The sequence below is a fragment of the Streptomyces sp. BBFR51 genome, from assembly GCF_044591655.1.
GTDB lineage: Bacteria > Actinomycetota > Actinomycetes > Streptomycetales > Streptomycetaceae > Streptomyces.
The window spans coordinates 7979474-7999212 of record NZ_CP172448.1 but is presented as its reverse complement, the minus strand read 5'-3'; the positions used below and the strand labels follow the sequence as shown (position 1 = coordinate 7999212).

The window sequence follows — 19739 nt, the reverse complement described above, 5'->3', positions numbered from 1 at the left end:
GGCACTGTGCCGGCGCCCAACCGGGCGCGGCCGGGGCCGTGCGGCGGCACAGCGGACCGGCGGCGGCCGCGAGGTGCCCGCGACCGCCGCCGGACGGTGCCGTACTGAGGGTCAGGAACCGTGCGGGCAGTTGCCCCGGTACTCCTCGATGGTCAGGCCCGGCCTGGGCAGCGGGCACAGGAACTGCTCGTAGCGGGTGTCGTTGTCGATGAACCGCTTGAGCCAGGAAATGCTGTACTTCGCGATCGTCGTGTTCGACGTGTTCGGCGAGAAGTGGGTCGCGTTGTTCAGCTCCAGGTAGGCGCGGTCCGTGGCGGACGGCAGGCCGGTGTAGAACGGCTCGGCGTGGGAGGCCACGGGGGCGATCGTGTCGCCGTCGGCCCCCACTACCAGCGTCGGGGTGCTCACCTCGGGCCAGCTCTTGTCCAGGTTCCAGGGGGTGAGGGGGATCGCGGCCTGGAGCGACGGCCGGGACTTGGCGGCCTCCAGGGTGCCGCCGCCGCCCATCGAGTGGCCCATGACGCCGAGCCGGCTGCTGTCGATCCGGCTCCGGACGGAGCTGCGCTCGGTGAGGTAGTCCAGGGCTGCCAGCAGTTGCCGGCCGCGGGAGTCGGGCTGGTCCAGCGTGGTGTTGGTGTCGATGGTGAACACGACGAAGCCCTGGGAGGCCAGCCGCGGTCCGAGCCAGGCCATGGAGGACTGGTACGCGGTGAAGCCGGGCGCGATCGCCACGGCGCCGAACGTGCCGTCGCCGGTGCTGGTCGGGTAGTAGATGGTGCCGCCGCCGAAGCCGGTGACCGCGAGCGAGGAGACGCTGGTGTCGGCCACGGAGTAGGAGCCGCGCGACGCCTCGATGCTCGACTCGGTGGGCGCCGGGCCGCGCTCGTAGGGGTTGTCGGCGGCCTGGGCTCCCGGGCCGGTGAGGGTGCCGAGCACGACGGCCGCGGCCACGGCGGCCGTCAGGCCGGAGAGCCGCCGCCGCGCGCCCCGGAACGTGGGGCGTGGCGCCCGGTGGGCGGCGTGGGTGTGGGGGTTCTGCTGCACGAGGGGTCGTCCTCTCTGTCGTGGCGAGCGGCCCGGCCGGTGATCGCACACGGCCCGGGAACACGTGGGGTCGCGTCCCGGGACATCCGCCTGACGGGCGTCGCCGATGAGCTGGCGGTGCCACTGTCGACGGGCGGGGCGGCCGGGGGGATCGGCAGAATCACCGGTCTCGTGCGACGCGGGGCCGGCATTCCGAGCGCCCTGTCCGGACACCCGGTCGGTGTGACACGCTCGGCGTCGGCCGGGCTGTCGCACGCCGGTCGTCAGGGAGGAACGCCGCCGGGTCCGTGGCCGGACCCGGCAGAAAACGTGGAGAGGCGACGCAATGCGCATCGGACTGCTCGGCACCGGCCCCTGGGCGGACATGGCGCACGCCCCCGCCCTGGCGGCCCACGAGGACCTGGACTTCGCGGGGGTGTGGGGCCGCCGCCCGGACGCCGCCAAGGAGCTGGCGCGGCGGCACGGCACGCGGGCCTACGACGACGTCGACGCCCTGCTGGCCGACGTGGACGCCGTCGCCGTCGCGCTGCCCCCGGCCGTCCAGGCCGACCTGGCGGTGCGCGCGGCGCGGGCGGGGTGCCACCTGCTGCTCGACAAGCCGCTCGCGACGACGGCGGCGCAGGGGCGGGCGGTGGTGGAGGCGGTGCGGTCGGCGGGCGTCGCCTCGGTGGTCTTCTTCACCACCGGGTTCCAGCCCGAGACCGAGGCGTGGATCACCGAACAGGCCGCCGCGGGCGGCTGGTTCACCGCGCGGGCTCAGTGGCTCGGTGCCGTGTTCGGCGGCGGTGACAGCCCGTTCGCCGACTCGCCCTGGCGGCGGGAGAAGGGCGCCCTGTGGGACGTGGGGCCGCACGCCCTGTCGGTGCTGCTGCCGGTCCTCGGTGACGCCCGGCGCGTGACGGCGGCCGCGCCGGGCCCCGGGGACACCGTCCATCTGATGCTGGACCACACCGGGGGTGCGTCGAGCACGCTCACGCTCAGCCTGACGGCGCCGCCCGCGGCGGCGGGTGCCACGGTGGAGCTGCGCGGCCGGGCCGGGGTGACGCTCCTTCCGGAGTCCACGCAGGGACCGGTGCCCGCGCTGCGGCGGGCCGCGGACGCGCTGCTCGCCGCAGCGGGCGGCGGGCGCCCGCATCCGTGCGACGCCGCGTTCGGGCTGCGGGTCACCGAGATCCTCGCCGAGGCCGAGACCCTCCTGTCCGACCGGGCGTGAGGCCGGTCAGCCGTCGGCCCGCTTCCGCCGGAGCGGTTCGTCGCTCCACCGGAACCAGGCCCTCTCGCCCTTGATGTGCAGCAGGAACTCGGCGACCGGGCCGTCGGGCGACACCAGCCGCACGCGCCGTTCGATCTCTGCGTAGACCGCCTCCCACTGCGTCCAGTGCCCCGCGTCGTCCCGCTCCGCGAGGGCGAGTTCGCGGACGAACAGGTCGTGCACCGCGCCGTACGCCGGGCCCGCGCGGAACCGGCCCGACAGCCAGGGGAAGTCGGCGTCCTCGATCAGGATCTCCCCGATCTCCGCGCCGGCCTCCCCCACGCCCCGCACCTGACGCACGTGCCAGGTCTCACCTTCGAATCCCACATCGCCTCCGGATTAAGCGGCCCTTAAACACCGGTTAAGCGTTCCTGCGCCGTCCCGGGCATCCCAAGTCCCAGCAGGTACAACGGGCTTGGGGGCACGGAGAGACGGTTGGACGGGACATCCACTCTGCGTACCATCGGCGCACCGCGTGAGAGCGCTCTCAGGCCTCCGGGTTCCCGCTCTCGCGCCGCCCGCCCCGATCACTCTGGAGACCCCCCACATGACTGCCCGTCACCAGCGCCCGCTCGCCCGCCGCAAGCTCCTCGTCGCCCTCGGCGGCATGGTCGTGGCCGCACCCGTCGCCGCCGCCGTCGCCCCGCACGCGCTCGCGGGCGTCGGCTCGGACGACTCCGCGGCCGCCCCCGGCACCAAGGCCGCCGGCGCCCTGCCGCTGACGATCGTCAACGGCACCGGCTCCTTCGGCAACGCCGACGTGCACGTCTACATCGTCGGCAACGTGGACGGCCGGCAGGTGCGCGTCACCCCTGACGGCACCGTCGCGCCCGTGGCGCTCTCCGACAACGGCGCCGACGGCTTCACGGACTACGCGATCAGCCTGTCCGGCGGCGGCGAGACCAAGCTGAACCTGCCGTACCTCTCCGGCCGGATCTACGTGTCCCTCGGCGAGAAGCTGAAGTTCAAGGTGGTCGCCGACGGCGCGGGCAACGCCGCGCTCCAGTACCCGGCGGGCTGGGTCGAGTCCGACCCGAACTACGGGGTGCTGCACGACTGCGCGGAGTTCACCTACAACTCCTCCGGGATGTTCTGCAACACCACCATGGTCGACATGTTCAGCGTGCCGCTCGCCATCCGGCTGACCGGCGCCAAGGACCAGACCACGGGCACCGTGCGTGCGGGCGGACGTGCGGACGTGTTCGCCGCGCTGCGGCAGGTGGAGGAGTTCGCACCGCTGGTCGTGGACGACACCCGGGTGATCGCCCCCGGCCACGGGCTGGACGCCGGCCTGTTCCCCAAGGACTACCTCGCCCCGTACGTCGACGAGGTCTGGAGCACCTACACCGGCAAGGACCTCAGGATCACCACCAACGCCGGGACCTTCACCGGCCGGGTGCGCGGGGACCGGCTGACCTTCGACGGGCCCGCCCAGGTGTCCTTCGCCAAGCCGTCCACCCGGGATGTCCTGTTCTGCGACGGCGCCCTGGCCGCGCCCAACGACGGCACGACCGGTCCCGTCGCCGCGGTCCTCGGCGCCGGCTTCAACCGCTCCACGCTGGTCTCCTCGGCCGAGCAGCCCACCACCGACCCGGCGACGTTCTACGGGACCGGTCTGACCAACCACTACGCGAAGGCGGTGCACGCGGCCACCGAGGACGGCAGAGCGTACGGCTTCGCCTTCGACGACGTGGCCGACTTCGCCTCCTACATCCAGGACAACGCGCCCACCGGCTTCCGGCTGACGCTCGGCGCCTTCTGAGCCCGGCCGACGACGGATCGCCACCCGTCCGAACGGCTCTGCGCGTGCGGGCGGCGCCCCGGCGTAGGAGCGTGGTGGTGTGCGAAAGGTGTCCGGCCCGCCGCCGGGCCGGGGCGAGGACCGGCGGAGCTGGCTGAGCGGGGCGCCGCCGCCCCGCTGGGTGCGGGTGCTCCCGCCGGCCCTCGTCCTGGCGATCTGCGCGGCGACCCTCCTCAGTCACGAACCCCTGGAGATCGGGTTCCTGCTGGGTGCCATCCCGCCGCTGGCCGTCCTGTCGTACGGCCCGCTGGCGACCGCCCTGCTGGGCGGGGTGGTGGTCGCGCTGCTGCACGTCCCGGCCCTCCAGCTGGACCGGCCGGGCGACGCCGACCTGCTGACCATCGTCTTCGTGGCCGTGCTCAGCGTCTTCGTGTCCTTCGTGCGCAGTCGCCGGGACGCCCAGCTGGGTCTGGAGCGCACGGTCGCCGAGGCCGCGCAGAACGCCGTCGTACCCCCTTTGCCCGAGCGGGTCGGGGCGGTGCGCTGTGCGGGTCTGTACCGGGCGGCGCAGCGCGGGACCCTCGTCGGGGGCGACTTCTTCGACGTGCGGGACGGCCCCTTCGGCGTACGGGTGGTGACGGGGGACGTGCAGGGGCACGGGCTGTCGGCGGTGTCGACGGTCGCCTCGCTGCTGGGGGCGTTCCGGGAGGCGGTGCTCGACCAGCCGGACCTCGCGTCGGTGGCCGGGCGGCTGGACCGCAGGCTGCTGGTGGACTCGGCGGACGCGCGGCACGCCGAGCTGTTCGCGACGGCCGCGCTGCTGGAGTTCTCCGCCGACGCCCTTCAGGTGCGCGTCGTCGTCTGCGGCAACCCGCCGCCCCTGCTGCTGCGGGGCGCGGACGCCACGGAGCTGGAGGTCTCGCCGTGGACACCGCTGGGGCTCGGGCTCGCGGACGCCGGGGCGATCGAGGCGTGCACGGTGTCGCTGCGCCCCGGCGACCGGCTCTTCCTCGCCTCCGACGGCGTGGTCGAGGCCAGGGACGACAGCGGCGCGTTCTATCCGCTGGCCGAGCGGCTCGGCACCTTCGCGGGTGAGGACTCCGCCGCGCTCCCCCGGCGGGTGTGGGCGGATCTCGTGCGCTTCTGTCCGGACGTGCAGGACGACGTCACGATGCTCGTCCTCACTCCTTCGCCGCCGGCCGGGGACTGACACCGCCGGCCCCGCGGCGCTTCAGGATGCGCCGGCCGTTTCCGCATTGAATGGTGTTATCGGGATATTCGGGACCGACAACAGCACGGCACCGAAGCAGCGAATCCGGATCCGAGGAGCACTGATCATGTCGACGTCACAGCCCGACGACCCGCGACCGTCCCAGGCCCGCGCGGACGACGACCGCGCCACCCCGGACGACCTGCTCCACGCCCGCACCGGCACGGACGTGTCCCCGGAGGACCTCGTCCTGGCGGCCGGCCGGGACGTCACCCCGCAGAACCTGGAATGGGCCAGGCGCAAGCTGTCCGAGGAGGGCCCGGCGGCCCTCGACAAGCTGCTTCCCTGACCTCTCCGGGACCTCCTCGGGGCTCCGGCCGCCGGCTCAGCCGGTCCGGCCGGGGCCCGCCCCCTCGTCCTCGGCGCCCTCGGCGTCCGGCGGCGCCGGCTCGTCGTCCACGACGTGCATGGCGGCCTCCTCGGCGCCCGCGGCTCCGCCGTCGATGCCGACGTCCTCGGCGACCGTCTCCTTGGTCGTGTCGGTGCGTACGCCCTCGTCGGGGGCGACGAGGCGGCCGGAGCGGTCGGTGCCCACCTCCTGGTCGACCGGTTCGCCCTCGCCCCCGGGCTCGTCGCCCACGCCGTCCCCGTCGGGCGCCGACACCTCGGGCTCCTCCTCGGCCAGCCGTTCGTCGAGGCTCTCGCCGTCGTGCTGCTCGGCGGCCGTGGTGCCGTGCTTGGTGACGCCGAGTGGTTTCTCGGGCGGGGAGTAGCCCTCGTCGAGCGTGTCGTCGTAGCTCCGTTCGTCGACGGCGTCCTCGAGGTCGAGGGGTGCGGCGTCCGCCTGCTCCTCGTTGGTACCGGTGGGCTGGTAGGCGTCGTCGGCCATCGGGTCCGTGCCCATCGTTGCCTCCCTCTCGCGCTGCGTCGGCTCGGTCGTCCCGCTGTCCGCTTCGCGTTTCCCGATCCGCGATCTCTAACCCGTGGGTGCGACGCGGATCTCCAGGTCGGTGATGCGGTGCGGGGTCCAGTCGCGGGCGTAGCCGGGCGGGGTGCCGCCCGGTCCGGTGACGGCGGCGACCGGGATCCGCCGGGCGGTTTCCTCGATCTCGGCGGCGGTGGTGTTCTCGTTGTTGCCGCCGGTCGCGCCGGAGGAGCAGCCGGTGTAGTAGCCGATCGGGATGGACTCGTGCTCGGTGAGCAGACACGGCGGGCGGACCCCGAGCCGGTGCAGTTCGTCGGCGACCCGGGCCCAGTCCTCGCGGCTGTCGACGTTGCGGTTCACGGTGCCCACGAGGACCGCGAACTGGACCGCCAGGTGCCCGGCCAGCGCGAGCGCGACGAGGGTCGCGGCCACCGGCCGCCACCGGTCGCGGCCGGTCCTGGCCAGGTGCCACAGCGCGTCGGCCACCGGGAGGGCGAGCAGGGCGTAGGCGGGCTGGAGGAAGCGGGGCGCGGCGTAGCCGATCATGAACAGGTACGGCACCGCTGCCGTCAGGGCGCAGGCGAAGGGGATCAGCGTCGCGGTGGCGCGGCGGGCCCGCACCGCGACGACCACGCCGAGGACCGCGACGGCGGGGAGCAGCAGCCACCACAGGGTGACCACCGGGTGGGGCATCGCTCCGGTGCACGGGCGGCACAGGCCCCGTCCGCCGAGGCTGCGCATCTGGTCGTCGACGGCAAGGTTCCAGCCGAGGCCGCCCTGGATCTCGGAGGCGCGGGACAGCCGCTCCCCCACGCCGCCGTACCAGGCGTACGCCTCGATCATCCACTCCACGCCTCCGGCCGCCAGGCCTCCCACGAGGGCGAGCAGCAGCGGCCAGTGGCGGCGCACGAGGACGAGGACGAGCAGGGGTACGGTCACCCAGACCGCGTCGGTGGGCCGCATCAGGGCCATCAGGACGGCCCCGGCCGCCACACCCCACAGCAGGCCCCGGCCCGGGTGCCCACGCCGGGCCCGCAGGAAGCAGCCCACGGTGACCAGGGCGCCGATCGCGACCCAGTAGTTGGGCATGGCCTGGGGGCCGTAGAAGAGGGTCACCCACAGGGTGGCGAGGAACGCGCCCGCGGTGGCGAGGACCCGGGTCGGGAACAGGCCCTTCCAGGCGCGCAGGGCGAGGTACAGGCCGAGGCCCGACAGGACGGAGAGGTAGACCCGCAGCAGTTCCGTGGAGGCCGACCAGGAGGCCACGGGCGCCACCAGCAGGGAGACGCCCCGGGAGCGGGGCGCGCTGAAGAAGGCGGCGGGATGGTGGGTGGTGACCTGGCTGATGTACACCGTCTCGTCCCAGCCGAGGCCCATCGTCGGGTGGACGAGGACCAGCTGGGCCAGGGTGAAGGCGGCGGCCACCGCCACGACCGGTGCGTCACCGCGCAGCCGCCTGGGGGTGTCCGGCGTCCTTGCCGTCTCGCCCCGCCGTCTGCCGACGAGAATGGCGTTGGCGCCGTCGGCCATCGTGCACCCCTCACCCCCGCTTGTCGCGGGGCCGCTCGGTCCTCACCTCCTGCCGCCCGTGGCGGGAGCCCGGAAACCCGGAAAACAAGGTCAAACTAACCCGCGTCCCCCTGATCCGCAGGGCGGAACTCGGCCAGTCCGCTGTCTCATACGTCACCCCCCGGGGCCCGGTCGGTCGGCGGGCACGGGGCGGCGGTGCGGGGGCTGTTCGGGTGTGGGCCGCTGTTTCGGGGCGGAGATGGCGAGGGTGACGGGCCCGTCCCCGTTCACGTGCACCTCGGTACCGTGGTGATGAATCGTCAGGGGCGGCCCGGTCAGCAGCGAGTACGTCGCCTTGCCGCCGTCGATCTCCACCTGGAGGCACCGGCCGCGGAACTGGAGCCGGAAGGCGAGCCGGCTGAACTTCTCCGGCAGGCGGGGGGTGAAGCGCAGGCCGTCGCGGTAGCGGCGGGTGCCGCCGAATCCGGCGACCAGCGCCATCCACGTACCGGCCAGCGAGGCGATGTGCAGGCCGTCGCGGGTGTTGTGCTCCAGGTCCGCCAGATCCATGAGGGCGGCCTCGGTAGCGTAGTCGTAGGCCAGCCGCAGGTGCCCCGTCTGGGCGGCGACGACGGCCTGGCAGCACGCGGACAGGGAGGAGTCCCGTACGGTCAGCCCCTCGTAGTAGGCGAAGTTGGCGGCGATCTGGTCCTCGTCGCAGTGGGCGTCGAACCAGCTGCCGCAGGTGTACATGGCCAGCACGAGGTCGGACTGCTTGACGACCTGCTTGCGGTAGATGTCGAAGTAGGGGAAGTGCAGCATCAGCGGGTACTGGTCGGCGCCGGTGCCGGCGAAGTCCCAGCGCTGGTGGCGGGTGAAGCCGGCGTGCTGCTCGTGGACGCCGATCTCGTCGTTGTAGGGGATGTGCACGGCCTCGGCGGCGTCCCGCCAGGCGGCGCTCTCCTCCTCGTCGACGCCGAGCCGGGTCGCCTCCTCGGGGTGGCGTTCGCACACGTCGGCCGCGGCGAGCAGGTTGGAGCGCGCCATCAGGTTGGTGTACGTGTTGTCGTCGACCACGGCGCTGTACTCGTCCGGTCCTGTGACGCCGTCGATGTGGAACACGCCGTGGGAGTCGTGGTGGCCCAGGGAACGCCACAGCCGGGCCGTCTCCACCAGGAGTTCCACCGCGGTCTCGCGTTCGAAGTCGGTGTCGCCGGTCGCCGCCGTGTAGCGCACCGCGGCGTGCGCGATGTCGGCGGCCACGTGGAAGGCGGCGGTGCCGGCCGGCCAGTACGCGGAGCCCTCCGAGCCGTCGATGGTCCGCCACGGGAAGGCGGCGCCGCGCAGCCCGAGCTGGGTGGCGCGGTCCCGGGCGGCGGGCAGGGTGCCCTGCCGCCAGCGCAGTGCCTCGGCGACGGCCTTGGGCGCGGTGTAGGTGAGCAGGGGCAGGACGAACATCTCGGTGTCCCAGAAAGCGTGTCCGTCGTATCCGGACCCGGTCAGTCCCTTGGCCGGAATCGCTCGCTGCTCGGCGCGGGCCCCGGCCTGCAGCACGTGGAACAGGGCGAAGCGGACGGCCTGCTGGATCTCCTCGTCGCCGTGCACCTCGACGTCCGCGCGGGCCCAGAAGTCGTCGAGGTAGGCGCGCTGTTCGGCCACCAGGCCGTCCCAGCCGCCGTGGGCGGCGGCGGCCAGCGCCGCCTCGACCTGGTCGCTCATCGCGGGCCGGGAGCGGGCGCCGGACCAGCCGTGGGCGACGGTCTTCTGCACCCGCAGCCGCTGCCCCGGCTCCAGGACGGAGGTGAGGGTCAGGCGGGCCACGTCGGTGTTGCTCTCGCTGCTGGTGGTGATCTCCCCGGGGGCGTCGACGACGTGGTCGGCGGCCACGGCGACCCTGAGACCGCTGTGCCGGGTGCGGTGGACCAGACGCAGCCGCGACCCCGTCGCCAGGTTTTCCTCCGGTTCCAGCGGGGACTGCAGTGCCTTGGCCGCCCTCGGGTCGCCGTCCTGGGTGGGCAGGCTCTCGTTGGTGACCAGTTCCGACTGGATGACCACCCGGGTCCGGCTGTCGACGGGCTCGACCTCGTACTCCACGGCGGCGATGGCGCGCTGGGTGAGGGAGACCAGCCGGGTGGAGCGCACCCGGACGGTCGTGCCGGCCGGTGAGGTCCACTCGCAGGACCGCTCGAGCACGCCGCGCCTGAGGTCCAGGGTGCGTTCGTGCTTGCCGAGCCGTCCGTAGCGCAGGTCGAAGGGCTCGTCGTCGACCAGCAGCCGCAGCAGCTTGCCGTTGGTGACGTTGATGACGGTCTGGCCCGACTCCGGGTAGCCGTAGCCCGCCTCGGCGTACGGGAGCGGGTGCAGTTCGTACACGCCGTTGAGGTAGCTGCCGGGCAGGCCGTGCGGTTCGCCCTCGTCGAGGTTGCCGCGCCAGCCGACGTGCCCGTTGGAGAGGGCGAAGACGGACTCGCTCTGCGCCAGGAGGTCGAGGTTGAGGGCCGTCTCGCGCACGCGCCAGGGCTCCACGGTGTACGTCCGGTTGGTGATCACGCGCGGCCTTCCAGTTCGGCGAGGTCCTTGACGACGCGGTCGGCGCCGTGGGCGTAGAGGGCGTCGGTCTGGCCGACGCGGTCGACTCCGACGACGTACCCGAAGCGCCCGGAGCGGCCGGCGTCCATGCCGGCCAGCGCGTCCTCGAAGACGGCGGCGCGGGACGCCTCGACGCCTAGGTCGCGGGCGGCGGCGAGGAAGGTGTCCGGGTGCGGCTTGCCCGGCAGTTTCCGTTCCCGGGCCACCACTCCGTCGATCCGTACGTCGAACAGCCGCTCGGCGTCGATGGAGCGCAGCACGTCCCGGGTGTTGGCGCTGGAGGAGACGATCGCGGTGGCGAGGCCGGCGGCGCGGACCGCGTCGATGTAGCGCAGGGTGCCCTGGTACGGCTCCACGCCGTCGGTGCGGATCTTCGCCAGGAGCAGCTCGTTCTTGCGGTTGCCGACGCCGTTGACGGTGCCCGCGTCCGGGGGGTCGTCGGGGCCGCCCTCGGGCAGCTCGATGCCGCGGGAGGCGAGGAAGGAGCGGACGCCGTCGGCGCGGGGGCGGCCGTCGACGTACTGGTCGTAGTCGGAGTCGGTGAAGGGGCGGAAGTCCGCGCCGTCCCGCTCGCGCAGGAAGGCGTCGAACGTCTCCTTCCAGGCGGCGGCGTGCACCACGGCCGTCTTCGTGACGACCCCGTCGAGGTCGAAGAGACAGGCCTGGATGTCGTCGGGAAGTCCCAGCTGCGTCGTCATACCCCCACAGTTCCCCGCGAGTGCGCGTCCCATCGGGTGACACACTGTGCGGTGTGCCGCTGACTTTCGACGACCTGCTCGCCCGGGCCCGCGCTCTCCCCCGGGGCGGGCGGCGCGCGATCCTGGGCGTCGCGGGCAGCCCCGGCGCGGGCAAGTCGACGCTCGCCGCCCGTCTGGTGCGGGAGCTGAACGGCACCGGCGAGCCGTGGGCGGCGCACGTGCCGATGGACGGCTTCCACCTCGCCGACGCCGAACTGGACCGGCTCGGCCGCCGGGACCGCAAGGGGGCGCCGGACACCTTCGACGCGGCCGGGTACGCGGCGCTGCTGCTGAGGCTGCGCGAGGAGGGCGACGGCGACATCGTGTACGCGCCCGGCTTCGAACGGGTTCTGGAGCAGCCCATCGCCGGAGCCGTACCGGTGCCGCCCTCCGCCCGGCTGGTCGTGACGGAGGGCAACTACCTGCTGCTGGAGACCGGAGCCTGGGCGCGGGTGCGGTCCCACCTCGACGAGGTGTGGTTCTGCGGCCTCGATGAGGCGGAGCGGGTCCGTCGGCTCACGGCGCGGCACGAGCGTTACGGCAAGTCACCGGCGGACGCGGCCGCCTGGGCGCTCGGCCCCGACCAGCGCAACGCCGACCTCGTCGCGGCGACCCGGCACCGGGCCGACCTGGTGGTGCCGCCGGTGTGGGGCGATGCCTTGCGAGGCGGTCACTCCTCGTCGTAGTCGTCGGGGCGGACGTGTGCCTCCTCGAGGGCCTCGCGCAGGGTACGGCCGGTGCCGCCCGGGGGGCGGGGCGCGTCCGGCCGGCGCTGATCCAGAACGTCGTCGGTGGTGTCGGTCTTCGGCCGGTTCTCTTCCGGGACGGTCATGACGTCGGCTCCTCGTGCGTGTCCGTGGGCTCTGGCGTGCCCGTGGGTTCTTCCGTGGCGGCGGGTTCCCGTACGGCGCGGTGCTATCCCCGTCCGGGGCCGCGCGGTGCCATCTCCGTTTGGGGCCGCGCGGTGCTGTCCCCGTCCGGGCGCAGCGCCCTGCCGGCCACGAGGGGTGAGCTATGTTGACCTCCGTGGGAGACAAGGGAGGCGCGCCCGTGCCATCGCCGCAGCAGGCACGTGCGCAGGCATCGGCGATCACCTCGGGACGCGCGGCCCCGGAGTCGGAGGCCTCCCCCACGTCCCGCCTCAGGACGCTGTTCGACCGGCCCCGCCTGTCCCCGGGACAGCGGCGCATCGCGCAGTACCTCATCGAGCACCTCACCGAGGCGGCGTTCCTGTCGATCACCGACCTCGCCGACCGGGTCGGGGTGAGTCAGCCGTCGGTGACGCGGTTCGCCTCGGCGGTCGGCTTCAGCGGTTACCCGGCGTTGCGGGAGCAACTCCAGGCGATCGCGCTGGGCGGCCGAGGCGGGAGTGCGGCCGAGGAGAACCGGGGCAACGAACTCCAGGCGGCGGTCGACGCGGAGATCGAGAACCTGGAGAACCTGCGGCGCGACTTCGCCGACGCGGACCGGGTCATCGACGTCGGCCGCAAGCTGGCCTCATCGGCGCCGCTGACCGTCCTCGGGCTGCGCATCTCCGTCTCGCTCGCCGAGTACTTCGCCTACGCGGCCCGCCGTGTCCATCCCGACGTACGCCTGGTGACCCGGGGCGGCACCGTCGCCTACGACGCGCTGCTCCAGTCCCGGGAGGCGGGCGGCACCTGGGTGCTGGCCTTCTCCATGCCCCGGCACGCCCACGAGACCCTGGGCGCCGTCCGGGTGGCACGCGGTGCCGGTCTGAAGGTGGCGCTGATCACCGACCTGGCGCTCGGCCCGCTCGTGGACGAGGCCGACGTCACGTTCGCCACCGGCACGGGATCGCGGCTGGTCTTCGACTCGTACGCCGCGCCGGGCGTGATGTGCGCGGCGCTGCTCCAGGCCATGACCGACGCCGATCCGGGGCGGACGCAGGCGCGGCTGGAGGAATACGAGCAGGTCGCGGACCAGCACCAGTTCTTCCTGCGGGACTGAGCGGCCCCGCGAGGGCGGGGACCTGCGATTGGTCGGCGCAGAGGGGGCCATCCCCGTCAAAGCAGGCATGAATGTTTTCATACGTCTTGCAAAGCAGATGGCATATATAAATACTGCTCACGGATCGCGACCCGGCCGTACGGAACGCGTCCACACCTGCCGCGAACACCTCGGGCCGCCGACTCCTACCCGCTCCGGCGCACCGGGTGTTCCGGTCGGGCATCGCCAGCGCGAGCGCCCGCGGCGGTCCCGGTCGTCCCCTGGACCGGGACCGCCCCCCACCCGTCGCCCACCCCGTCGACGCCGCACACCCGGAAGCGATGATCATGCCCCTGACGACCACGCGCACCAGCCCGGACTGGCCCTGCCAGGTCAAGACGCCCGGCAGCTACGACTGGGAACGCTCGGCCACCAGGTGGCTGCGCGAGCTGGTCCCGGCCCGCTACGCCGGATACCCCGCCCTGATCCGGCACCCCGTACTGCTCGCCCGCCATGCGCAGATCCAGGTCCAGCACGAGATCCGGGTGGCCCGCACCGCTCTGCAGACCGCCCGGGCGGACCTGCCGCGGCTCGGCCTGCACGAGGCGGTCATCGAGCACACCATCAAGCTGTACGCGGCCGAGGTCCTCCAGTTGCAGCACATCGCACGCAGCGTGCGCGCGGTCACCGAGGCACTGGTCGAGCGGGGCACCGCCGGGCGCTGACCGACGGGGCCGACCAGAGGGGCCGACCGTCGGGCGCGCGTCAGTCCACCGGGTGCCCGGGCCGGATGGTGCGGGCGTCGGCGAGCCGCAGCAGCGGTCCGGCGGCCTTCTCCCGTCCGCCCCACTCGACCGGCTCGAGGACGAAACCGACGTGGTCGCCCCCCGCGGCCCGCTCCACGACCCGCCCGACGAACCACGCCTCGGCGTCCTCCAGCACCACGGCTCCGCCGTACGCCTCCCGCCAGCGCACCCGCTGGAACTTGTCGACGTCGTCACCGGTGCGCCCGCCGAACAGCTCGGCCGTCGCGCGCTGGTCGCGGGCGAGCAGGTGGACCGCCAGGACGTCGGCGGACCGTGCGACGCGGTAGGTCCGGTTGACGTCGGAGATCCACACGGCGTACCGCACGGGCCGCAGGGAGCACTGCGAGGAGAAGCCGACCAGGCAGCCGGCCCGTTCCCCGTCCGCGACGGCCGTGACGACGCACATGTCCGGGTCGAGCCGGTCCAGGAACACGTCCATGGCGGCCATGCTAGGCCGCCGCCGCCGTCGCTCGGGCTCTCAGGCCGCGAGCAGGCGGCGCAGGGCCGTGCGCAGGGCGGTGACGAAGGAGTCGCGGGCCGCCTCGTCGAGGGCGTCGAGGGACAGGTAGGGGTTGAGGTCCTCCAACTCCACCAGGAGCAGCTCGCCGCCGGGCGCGCGGCAGGCGTCGACGCGCTGGATGCCGTGGTCGACACCGTTCCACTCGATGAACCGCCGCGCGAAGACGAGGTCCGCCACGGTGGCGTCGTACGGCTCCAGCTGCCAGCGGCGGTCGGGGTGGGGCGCGTGCAGGGCGTACTGGTAGTCGTGGTCGACGAAGTAGAAGGAGACCTCGTAGGTGAAGTCGACGCGCGGCTGGACGAGGAGGTCCCCGGCGCCGCGCAGCGCCTCGTGCACGCGGCCGGCGGGTACGATCCGCAGGCCCGCCGAGTCCGCGCCGAGCTTGGGCTTGACGACGTATTCGTCGGCGGTGGGCAGCCGGTGCAGGTCTTCCGCGCGGTCGACGGTGGGGATGACCGGGAAGCCCGCGGCGGTCAGGTCGAGCAGGTACTGCTTGCCGACCATGTCAGCCCGGCCGGTGAGCTGGTTGTAGACGCGCGTACCGCGCCGGGCCGCGCGCTCGCGGAAGGCGTCGTACGCGGCCTTGTACCCCTGCACGGGACCGCTGTTGCGGACGACGACCGCGTCGAAGGCGTCCAGCAGGGCGGCGGCGTCCCGGGGATGGCACAGGGCCAGGTCGAACTCCTCGCGCAGCCGGGAGGTGAGGAACACGTCCTCGTCGCAGTAGCGCCGCCCGCGCGCCTCGTAGGCCAGGTCGGTGACGTACAGGATGCGGGGTCGGGCGAACGGCATGCGGGACTCCTCGGGGGCTGACCGGAAGTGATCGTATGCGACCGGTCCGGCGAGGCGGCAAGCGCACTCGGTTCCCTCCGGTCACTGCACTGAGTGCCAAGACCGTTGGCGGGCTGCTACGTTCCCCTTCATGAGCACCAGCAGTGCGGCGCCCCGCCGCGGGGACGGGACGGACGCGGCGGGTGCCCGGCCGCCGATGCGCGAGGCGCTGGTCGCGGCGGCGTTCCGGCTGTTCCTGGAGCGGGGATACGAACAGACGACCGTGGACGACATCGTCGCCCTCGCCGGTGTCGGACGGCGGTCGTTCTTCCGGTACTTCCCCTCCAAGGAGGACGTGGTCTTCCCCGACCACGAACGGTGCCTGGCCGACATGACCGCCTTCCTGGCGGCCTTCCCCGAGGACGCCGACCCGGTGCGGCGGGTCTGCGACGCGGCCCGGCTGGTACTGCGCATGTACGCCGAGAACCCCGCGTTCTCGGTGCAGCGTTACCACCTCACCAAGAAGGTCCCCGGGCTGCGCGCCTACGAGTTGTCGGTGGTGTGGCGCTACGAGCGCGCCCTCGCCGAGTATCTGCGCGGTCGCCTGGGCGGACGGCCGGACGGCATCCTGCGCGCCGACGTGATCGCGGCCGCGGTGGTCGCGGCGCACAACAACGCCCTGCGGTCCTGGCTTCGTTCGGACGGCCGGGACGACGCGGGGGCGGCGGTGGACCACGCGCTGGGGTACGCGCAGTCCGCGTTCGGCGGTGTGCCCGTGCCGCCCCGCGGCGAGTCGCCCGAGGACGTGGTGGTCGTGGCCGCGCGCCGCGGGACACCCTTGTGGCAGGTGGTGCGCGAGATCGAGAGCGCGTTGAGGCGGGACTGACCGGCCGGCTCTCCACACCCCGCTGGACCCGAATCAAGGGTACCGAGTGCCTTTACGGGTGACACTCAGTGCCATACGCTGTGGCCCGTGCACGGTGGCACGGTGAGCCGCGCACACGCGTGCCCGGCGACGGCGCACGCGGGATTCCGGCTCGAGTGCAGGGAGTTGACCAGCGTGTACCACTCAGGAAACGTCGCTCAGCAGGGAGCCGGCTCCGTGACGGGCCTGCTCGACCCCAAGGCCCAGGCCCAGGCCCCGGACGCCGAGGCCGTCTTCTACCAGCACTGCACCTGGTGCGGCACCGCCATGTACCACCGGGTGCTGTGCCCGGTCTGTCGCGGAAGCGAGCTGCGGACGGAACGCAGCCAGGGCACGGGGACGGTGCGGCACGCCACGGTGGTGCACCGCAACACCCCCGCCGCGCGCAACGTGTCCCTGATCGAGATGGCCGAGGGATTCGTGCTGCGCGGCCGGGTCATGGGCCCGCTCATCGGCATCCACAGCGGCGCCCGGGTGCGGCTGTCCACGGCCAAGGACCCGGTGCGGGGCGAGCCGGTCTTCCAGTTGGTCGACGAGCCGTACCGGGCCTGGACCTGAGGGGCGGTCAGTTCCCGTCGGCCCCGGGCGTGAGCGTGACGCGGATGCCCACGGTGCCGGACGGTCCCCGGCGCAGTCTGCTGCCGAGGAGGGTGAGCCGGCCGACGATGCCGTACTTGCGGGCGAGCAGCCGCCGGTAGCGGGCCGTGGTGGCCGGGTCGCAGATCTCCGCCGTCCCCGGGACCTGGTCGCCCGTCGGCCTGCCGCGCACGTCGCAGGGGCCGACCAGGACGTCGGCGCGGTTGCGGACGCGCTTGACCTTCCAGGAGTCGGCGACCGTCCAGACGCCCAGCGCGTCCCCGTCCCGTACGACCCAGACCGGGGTGGCCACCGGGGTGCCGTTCTTCCGGTAGGTGGTGACCAGCAGGTACTTGCCGGTGGCTAGTTGGGCCAGTGACGCTTCGTCGTCCATGCTGCGGAAGTCTACGGCCAGGACTCCCGTGGGGCCGCGGCGCCCGTGTCTCACTCCAGGACCGCCGCCATCCTGCGCACCGCCTCCGTGATCACCTCCGGCGAGGTCGCCAGGTTGAGCCGTACGTGTCCCGCCCCGCCGGTGCCGAAGGGGATGCCGGAGCTGAGGGCCACCCGGCCCCGGTCGAGGAAGGCCTCCGCCGGATCGTCGCCGAGGCCGAGTACGCGGCAGTCCAGCCAGGCGAGGTAGGTCGCCTCCCCGGGGCGGTGGACGACGCCGGGCAGGTGCTCGGCGAGCAGGTCGGTGAGCAGCCGCCGGTTCTCGTCGAGCCCGGCGAGCACGGCGTCCAGCCAGGCCGTGCCGTCGCGCAGGGCGGCGGTGTGGGCGAGGACGCCGACGTGGCTCGGTCCGTGGCCGACCTCCTCGGGCATCCGCGCCAGGTCGGCGGCGGCGCCGGGGCCCGCGATCGCCAGGGCCGCCTTGAGCCCGGCGAGGTTCCAGCCCTTGGACGCCGACATCAGGGACAGGCCGCGCTCGGCGCCGGGCACGCTCAGGTAGGGCACGAACCGTGCGTCGCCGGTGACGACCGGGGCGTGGATCTCGTCGGCGACGACCCGGACGCCGTAGCGCTCCGCGAGGGCGGCGACGGCGGTCAGCTCGTCGGCAGTGTGCACGGTGCCGGTCGGGTTGTGCGGGCTGCACAGCAGGAACGCCGCCCGCCCGCCTCCGGCGACGGCACTCCGGAACGTCTCCTCCAGCACGCCGAGGTCGATCCGCAGGCCGGGGTCGAGCGGTGCCTCGACGACGTTGCGGTCCAGGTGGGTCACGAACTGGTAGAACGGCGGGTACACCGGCGGAGTGACGATCACCGGGTCGCCGGGTCCGGTGACCAGTTTGAGCATCTCGACGACGCCGAGCATCACGTCGGGCACGATCGCCGTGCGTTCCACTGCCAGGCCGTCCCAGCCCCACCGCTTGCCGGCGAAGGCCGCGAGGGCCTCGGCGTAGGCGGTGCCCACGGGATAGCCGGTGTCGCCGAGTTCCATCGCGTCGGTGACGGCACGCACGACGGATCCGGCGAGCGGCACGTCCATCTCGGCCACCCACAGCGGCAGCACGTCCGCGGGGTGGGTGCGCCACTTCATGCTCGTACGGCGGCGCAGCTGGTCCAGGGTGAGTGCGTGCAGGGGGTTCGGTTCGCCGGGCCGGTCCCGCGGGATGCTGGTCATGGGCACAAGATAGGTCGCCGCGGTGGGACGGGGGAACAACGGCGCCGTCCGGTGAACACCGCCGGGTCCGCCGCCGTATGGGAGGAGGGCGCTCGACGTCCGGAGGTCCCCGCGGCGGCGACGCCGTGTGTTCGGGTTCGGGAGCGCACGCATGAGGCACGCACGACGACGCATGGTCCGGCGAGTGGCACGGCTGGCGGCCGTCGGCGGGCTGGTGCTCGGGGGGACGATGGTCACCAGGGCCGTGGCGAGCGAACCCCCCGACACCTCCGCGGCGCCGCACACGCTCGCGCAGACCGCTTCCGGCTCCGGCGCCGACCTCGTGTCCCGGCTGGGCGGCGACCGTACGGCGGGCCACTGGGTCGGCGCCGACGGGCGGCCGGTCGTGGCGGTCACCGACGAGAGCACGGCCGAGGCGGTGCGGCGGGCCGGTGCCGACGCGAAGATGGTGCGGCACAGCATGTCCGAGCTGAGGTCGGCGACCTCGACGCTGCGTGCGGCACCCCGTGTGCCCGGTACGGCGTGGGCGCTCGACTACCGGTCGAACGAGGTGGTGGTGCGCGGCGACCGCACGGTCTCCGGGTCCGACTGGTCCCGGCTGACCGGTGTGGCCGAGGGCATCGGCGGGTTCGTGCGCATGGAGCGCACCGAGGGCACGTTCACCACACGTCTGAACGGGGCGGAGCCGATCCTGTCCACGGCCGGGCGCTGCTCGGCGGGGTTCAACGTGACCGACGGAGCGAACGACTTCATCCTGACCGCGGGCCACTGCGGGCCGACGGGGTCCGTCTGGTTCGGTGACGGCCAGGGCGACCGGCAGGTCGGCAAGACGGTCGCCGGGAGCTTCCCCGGGGACGACTTCTCGCTGGTGGAGTACGCGGGCGGCAAGGCGGGCGAGGGCGCGGACGTGGTGGCGGTCGGCGGCGGCAAGGGGGTGCGGATCACGGGCACGGGTGAACCGGCCGTCGGGCAGCGGGTGTTCCGCAGCGGGAGCACCAGCGGGCTGCGCGACGGCCGGGTGACGGCGCTGGACGCCACGGTCAACTACCCGGAGGGCACGGTCACCGGCCTCATCGAGACCGACGTGTGCGCCGAACCCGGGGACAGTGGTGGGCCGATGTTCTCCGAGGGCGTCGCGCTGGGCGTGACGTCGGGCGGCAGCGGCGACTGCGCGAAGGGCGGTACGACGTTCTTCCAGCCGCTGCCGGAGGCCATGAAGTCACTCGGCGTCCGGCTCATCGTCTCCGGCCCCGACGGGGCCGGGCGGCAGGGGGCGCAGCAGGGGGCCGCGCCTTCGGCGCCGGCCTCCGGTGGTGCGCCGGGCGCCGCGGCCCCGGGGGCGTCGGCGCCCGTGACGGGGGTCGAGGGTTCGACCCTGCTCGCCCGACTCACGGACCGTCGCAACGTCGGCCCCGGTCTGCTGGTCGTCGCGGGCAGTCTGGTGGCGCTGGTGGCCACCCGGTGGATCCGGGCGGAGCAGGATCGCAAGGCATACCGGAGGCACTACTCGGCGACGTGGGGGTGAGCCGTGGGCACCTGCGGGGCCCATGGCCCGTGGCGGGCT

Annotated in this window: 21 protein-coding genes; 10 read left to right on the top strand and 11 right to left on the bottom strand. The window is 73.6% G+C overall.

Annotation, left to right across the window (positions count from 1 at the left end; translation table 11 throughout):
* Positions 1–111: 111 nt before the first annotated feature.
* Complete coding sequence (locus ACGH7X_RS36315) at positions 112–1044, bottom strand: alpha/beta hydrolase family protein (protein WP_399893913.1); 933 nt, start codon at positions 1042–1044, stop codon at positions 112–114.
* Between the two features lie 325 nt (positions 1045–1369).
* Between ACGH7X_RS36315 and ACGH7X_RS36310 the strand changes: the two genes are divergently transcribed.
* The gene (locus ACGH7X_RS36310) at positions 1370–2257 is read left to right on the top strand and encodes a Gfo/Idh/MocA family protein (protein WP_399893910.1); all 888 of its coding nucleotides are present in this window, start codon (positions 1370–1372) and stop codon (positions 2255–2257) included.
* Between the two features lie 6 nt (positions 2258–2263).
* Here ACGH7X_RS36310 and ACGH7X_RS36305 read toward each other — a convergent pair whose 3' ends face one another.
* Positions 2264–2623 (bottom strand): hypothetical protein, encoded by a 360-nt coding sequence (locus ACGH7X_RS36305; protein WP_399893908.1) that lies wholly within the window; start codon positions 2621–2623, stop codon positions 2264–2266.
* Between the two features lie 220 nt (positions 2624–2843).
* On the opposite strand from ACGH7X_RS36305, the gene ACGH7X_RS36300 reads away from it, so the two are divergent.
* The 3 genes from ACGH7X_RS36300 (at position 2844) to ACGH7X_RS36290 (ending at position 5596) form a co-directional block, all read left to right on the top strand.
* Positions 2844–4058 carry a beta-1,3-glucanase family protein gene (locus ACGH7X_RS36300; RefSeq protein ID WP_399893905.1) on the top strand — a complete coding sequence of 405 codons (1215 nt, stop codon included), beginning with the start codon at positions 2844–2846 and terminating at the stop codon, positions 4056–4058.
* A 79-nt stretch (positions 4059–4137) separates the two neighbouring features.
* Positions 4138–5247 carry a PP2C family protein-serine/threonine phosphatase gene (locus tag ACGH7X_RS36295; RefSeq protein WP_399893902.1) on the top strand — a complete coding sequence of 370 codons (1110 nt, stop codon included), beginning with the start codon at positions 4138–4140 and terminating at the stop codon, positions 5245–5247.
* A gap of 127 nt (positions 5248–5374) precedes the next feature.
* Positions 5375–5596, top strand: coding sequence for a hypothetical protein (locus ACGH7X_RS36290; RefSeq protein WP_399893899.1), 222 nt, complete (start codon positions 5375–5377; stop codon positions 5594–5596).
* A 36-nt stretch (positions 5597–5632) separates the two neighbouring features.
* On the opposite strand, the gene ACGH7X_RS36285 is transcribed toward ACGH7X_RS36290, so the two are convergent.
* From ACGH7X_RS36285 to ACGH7X_RS36270, 4 genes are all read right to left on the bottom strand, one after another.
* Entirely contained in the window at positions 5633–6151 is a 519-nt protein-coding gene (locus tag ACGH7X_RS36285; RefSeq protein WP_399893896.1) for a DUF5709 domain-containing protein, read from the bottom strand.
* 72 nt (positions 6152–6223) lie between these two features.
* A complete protein-coding gene (locus ACGH7X_RS36280) occupies positions 6224–7702 on the bottom strand; it encodes a hypothetical protein (RefSeq protein ID WP_399893893.1) in 1479 nt (492 codons plus the stop codon).
* A gap of 153 nt (positions 7703–7855) precedes the next feature.
* Positions 7856–10231, bottom strand: coding sequence for a glycoside hydrolase family 65 protein (locus tag ACGH7X_RS36275; RefSeq protein WP_399893890.1), 2376 nt, complete (start codon positions 10229–10231; stop codon positions 7856–7858).
* Entirely contained in the window at positions 10228–10968 is a 741-nt protein-coding gene (locus ACGH7X_RS36270; RefSeq protein ID WP_399893887.1) for a beta-phosphoglucomutase family hydrolase, read from the bottom strand. The genes ACGH7X_RS36275 and ACGH7X_RS36270 overlap by 4 nt, the downstream gene beginning before the upstream one ends.
* Positions 10969–11021: 53 nt before the next feature.
* On the opposite strand from ACGH7X_RS36270, the gene ACGH7X_RS36265 reads away from it, so the two are divergent.
* A complete protein-coding gene (locus ACGH7X_RS36265; RefSeq protein ID WP_399893885.1) occupies positions 11022–11693 on the top strand; it encodes a nucleoside/nucleotide kinase family protein in 672 nt (223 codons plus the stop codon).
* Here the strand turns inward: ACGH7X_RS36265 and ACGH7X_RS36260 are convergent.
* Positions 11678–11839 carry a hypothetical protein gene (locus tag ACGH7X_RS36260; RefSeq protein ID WP_399893882.1) on the bottom strand — a complete coding sequence of 54 codons (162 nt, stop codon included), beginning with the start codon at positions 11837–11839 and terminating at the stop codon, positions 11678–11680. The genes ACGH7X_RS36265 and ACGH7X_RS36260 overlap by 16 nt on opposite strands.
* 218 nt (positions 11840–12057) lie before the next feature.
* Here ACGH7X_RS36260 and ACGH7X_RS36255 point away from each other — a divergent pair, with 218 nt between their 5' ends.
* Both ACGH7X_RS36255 and ACGH7X_RS36250 read left to right on the top strand, forming a co-directional pair.
* Complete coding sequence (locus tag ACGH7X_RS36255; protein ID WP_399893879.1) at positions 12058–12975, top strand: MurR/RpiR family transcriptional regulator; 918 nt, start codon at positions 12058–12060, stop codon at positions 12973–12975.
* A gap of 320 nt (positions 12976–13295) precedes the next feature.
* Positions 13296–13679 carry a hypothetical protein gene (locus ACGH7X_RS36250; RefSeq protein ID WP_399893876.1) on the top strand — a complete coding sequence of 128 codons (384 nt, stop codon included), beginning with the start codon at positions 13296–13298 and terminating at the stop codon, positions 13677–13679.
* A gap of 40 nt (positions 13680–13719) precedes the next feature.
* On the opposite strand, the gene ACGH7X_RS36245 is transcribed toward ACGH7X_RS36250, so the two are convergent.
* Together ACGH7X_RS36245 and ACGH7X_RS36240 are read right to left on the bottom strand one after the other, a co-directional pair.
* A complete protein-coding gene (locus ACGH7X_RS36245; RefSeq protein WP_399893873.1) occupies positions 13720–14208 on the bottom strand; it encodes a flavin reductase family protein in 489 nt (162 codons plus the stop codon).
* Positions 14209–14238: 30 nt separating this feature from the next.
* Positions 14239–15072 (bottom strand): hypothetical protein, encoded by an 834-nt coding sequence (locus ACGH7X_RS36240; protein ID WP_399893870.1) that lies wholly within the window; start codon positions 15070–15072, stop codon positions 14239–14241.
* 130 nt (positions 15073–15202) lie between these two features.
* Between ACGH7X_RS36240 and ACGH7X_RS36235 the strand changes: the two genes are divergently transcribed.
* Both ACGH7X_RS36235 and ACGH7X_RS36230 read left to right on the top strand, forming a co-directional pair.
* Positions 15203–15937 (top strand): TetR family transcriptional regulator, encoded by a 735-nt coding sequence (locus ACGH7X_RS36235; protein ID WP_399893867.1) that lies wholly within the window; start codon positions 15203–15205, stop codon positions 15935–15937.
* A gap of 174 nt (positions 15938–16111) precedes the next feature.
* Positions 16112–16534 (top strand): Zn-ribbon domain-containing OB-fold protein, encoded by a 423-nt coding sequence (locus ACGH7X_RS36230; protein ID WP_399893864.1) that lies wholly within the window; start codon positions 16112–16114, stop codon positions 16532–16534.
* 7 nt (positions 16535–16541) lie between these two features.
* On the opposite strand, the gene ACGH7X_RS36225 is transcribed toward ACGH7X_RS36230, so the two are convergent.
* Both ACGH7X_RS36225 and ACGH7X_RS36220 read right to left on the bottom strand, forming a co-directional pair.
* Entirely contained in the window at positions 16542–16946 is a 405-nt protein-coding gene (locus ACGH7X_RS36225) for a PPOX class F420-dependent oxidoreductase (RefSeq protein ID WP_399893861.1), read from the bottom strand.
* 50 nt (positions 16947–16996) lie between these two features.
* Entirely contained in the window at positions 16997–18175 is a 1179-nt protein-coding gene (locus tag ACGH7X_RS36220; protein ID WP_399893858.1) for a MalY/PatB family protein, read from the bottom strand.
* A 151-nt stretch (positions 18176–18326) separates the two neighbouring features.
* Here ACGH7X_RS36220 and ACGH7X_RS36215 point away from each other — a divergent pair, with 151 nt between their 5' ends.
* Positions 18327–19700 carry a S1 family peptidase gene (locus ACGH7X_RS36215; protein ID WP_399893855.1) on the top strand — a complete coding sequence of 458 codons (1374 nt, stop codon included), beginning with the start codon at positions 18327–18329 and terminating at the stop codon, positions 19698–19700.
* The last annotated feature ends 39 nt before the right edge of the window (positions 19701–19739 follow it).

Excerpts from the sequence above, each read along its gene's own strand:
- ACGH7X_RS36235 (WP_399893867.1), top strand. The coding sequence starts at position 15,203 with ATGAGCACCAGCAGTGCGGCGCCCCGCCGCGGGGACGGGACGGACGCG.
- ACGH7X_RS36260 (WP_399893882.1), bottom strand. The coding sequence starts at position 11,839 with ATGACCGTCCCGGAAGAGAACCGGCCGAAGACCGACACCACCGACGAC.
- ACGH7X_RS36270 (WP_399893887.1), bottom strand. The coding sequence starts at position 10,968 with ATGACGACGCAGCTGGGACTTCCCGACGACATCCAGGCCTGTCTCTTC.
- ACGH7X_RS36300 (WP_399893905.1), top strand. The coding sequence starts at position 2,844 with ATGACTGCCCGTCACCAGCGCCCGCTCGCCCGCCGCAAGCTCCTCGTC.
- ACGH7X_RS36285 (WP_399893896.1), bottom strand. The coding sequence starts at position 6,151 with ATGGGCACGGACCCGATGGCCGACGACGCCTACCAGCCCACCGGTACC.
- ACGH7X_RS36310 (WP_399893910.1), top strand. The coding sequence starts at position 1,370 with ATGCGCATCGGACTGCTCGGCACCGGCCCCTGGGCGGACATGGCGCAC.
- ACGH7X_RS36245 (WP_399893873.1), bottom strand. The coding sequence starts at position 14,208 with ATGGCCGCCATGGACGTGTTCCTGGACCGGCTCGACCCGGACATGTGC.
- ACGH7X_RS36290 (WP_399893899.1), top strand. The coding sequence starts at position 5,375 with ATGTCGACGTCACAGCCCGACGACCCGCGACCGTCCCAGGCCCGCGCG.
- ACGH7X_RS36225 (WP_399893861.1), bottom strand. The coding sequence starts at position 16,946 with ATGGACGACGAAGCGTCACTGGCCCAACTAGCCACCGGCAAGTACCTG.
- ACGH7X_RS36215 (WP_399893855.1), top strand. The coding sequence starts at position 18,327 with ATGAGGCACGCACGACGACGCATGGTCCGGCGAGTGGCACGGCTGGCG.
- ACGH7X_RS36220 (WP_399893858.1), bottom strand. The coding sequence starts at position 18,175 with ATGACCAGCATCCCGCGGGACCGGCCCGGCGAACCGAACCCCCTGCAC.
- ACGH7X_RS36280 (WP_399893893.1), bottom strand. The coding sequence starts at position 7,702 with ATGGCCGACGGCGCCAACGCCATTCTCGTCGGCAGACGGCGGGGCGAG.
- ACGH7X_RS36250 (WP_399893876.1), top strand. The coding sequence starts at position 13,296 with ATGATCATGCCCCTGACGACCACGCGCACCAGCCCGGACTGGCCCTGC.
- ACGH7X_RS36240 (WP_399893870.1), bottom strand. The coding sequence starts at position 15,072 with ATGCCGTTCGCCCGACCCCGCATCCTGTACGTCACCGACCTGGCCTAC.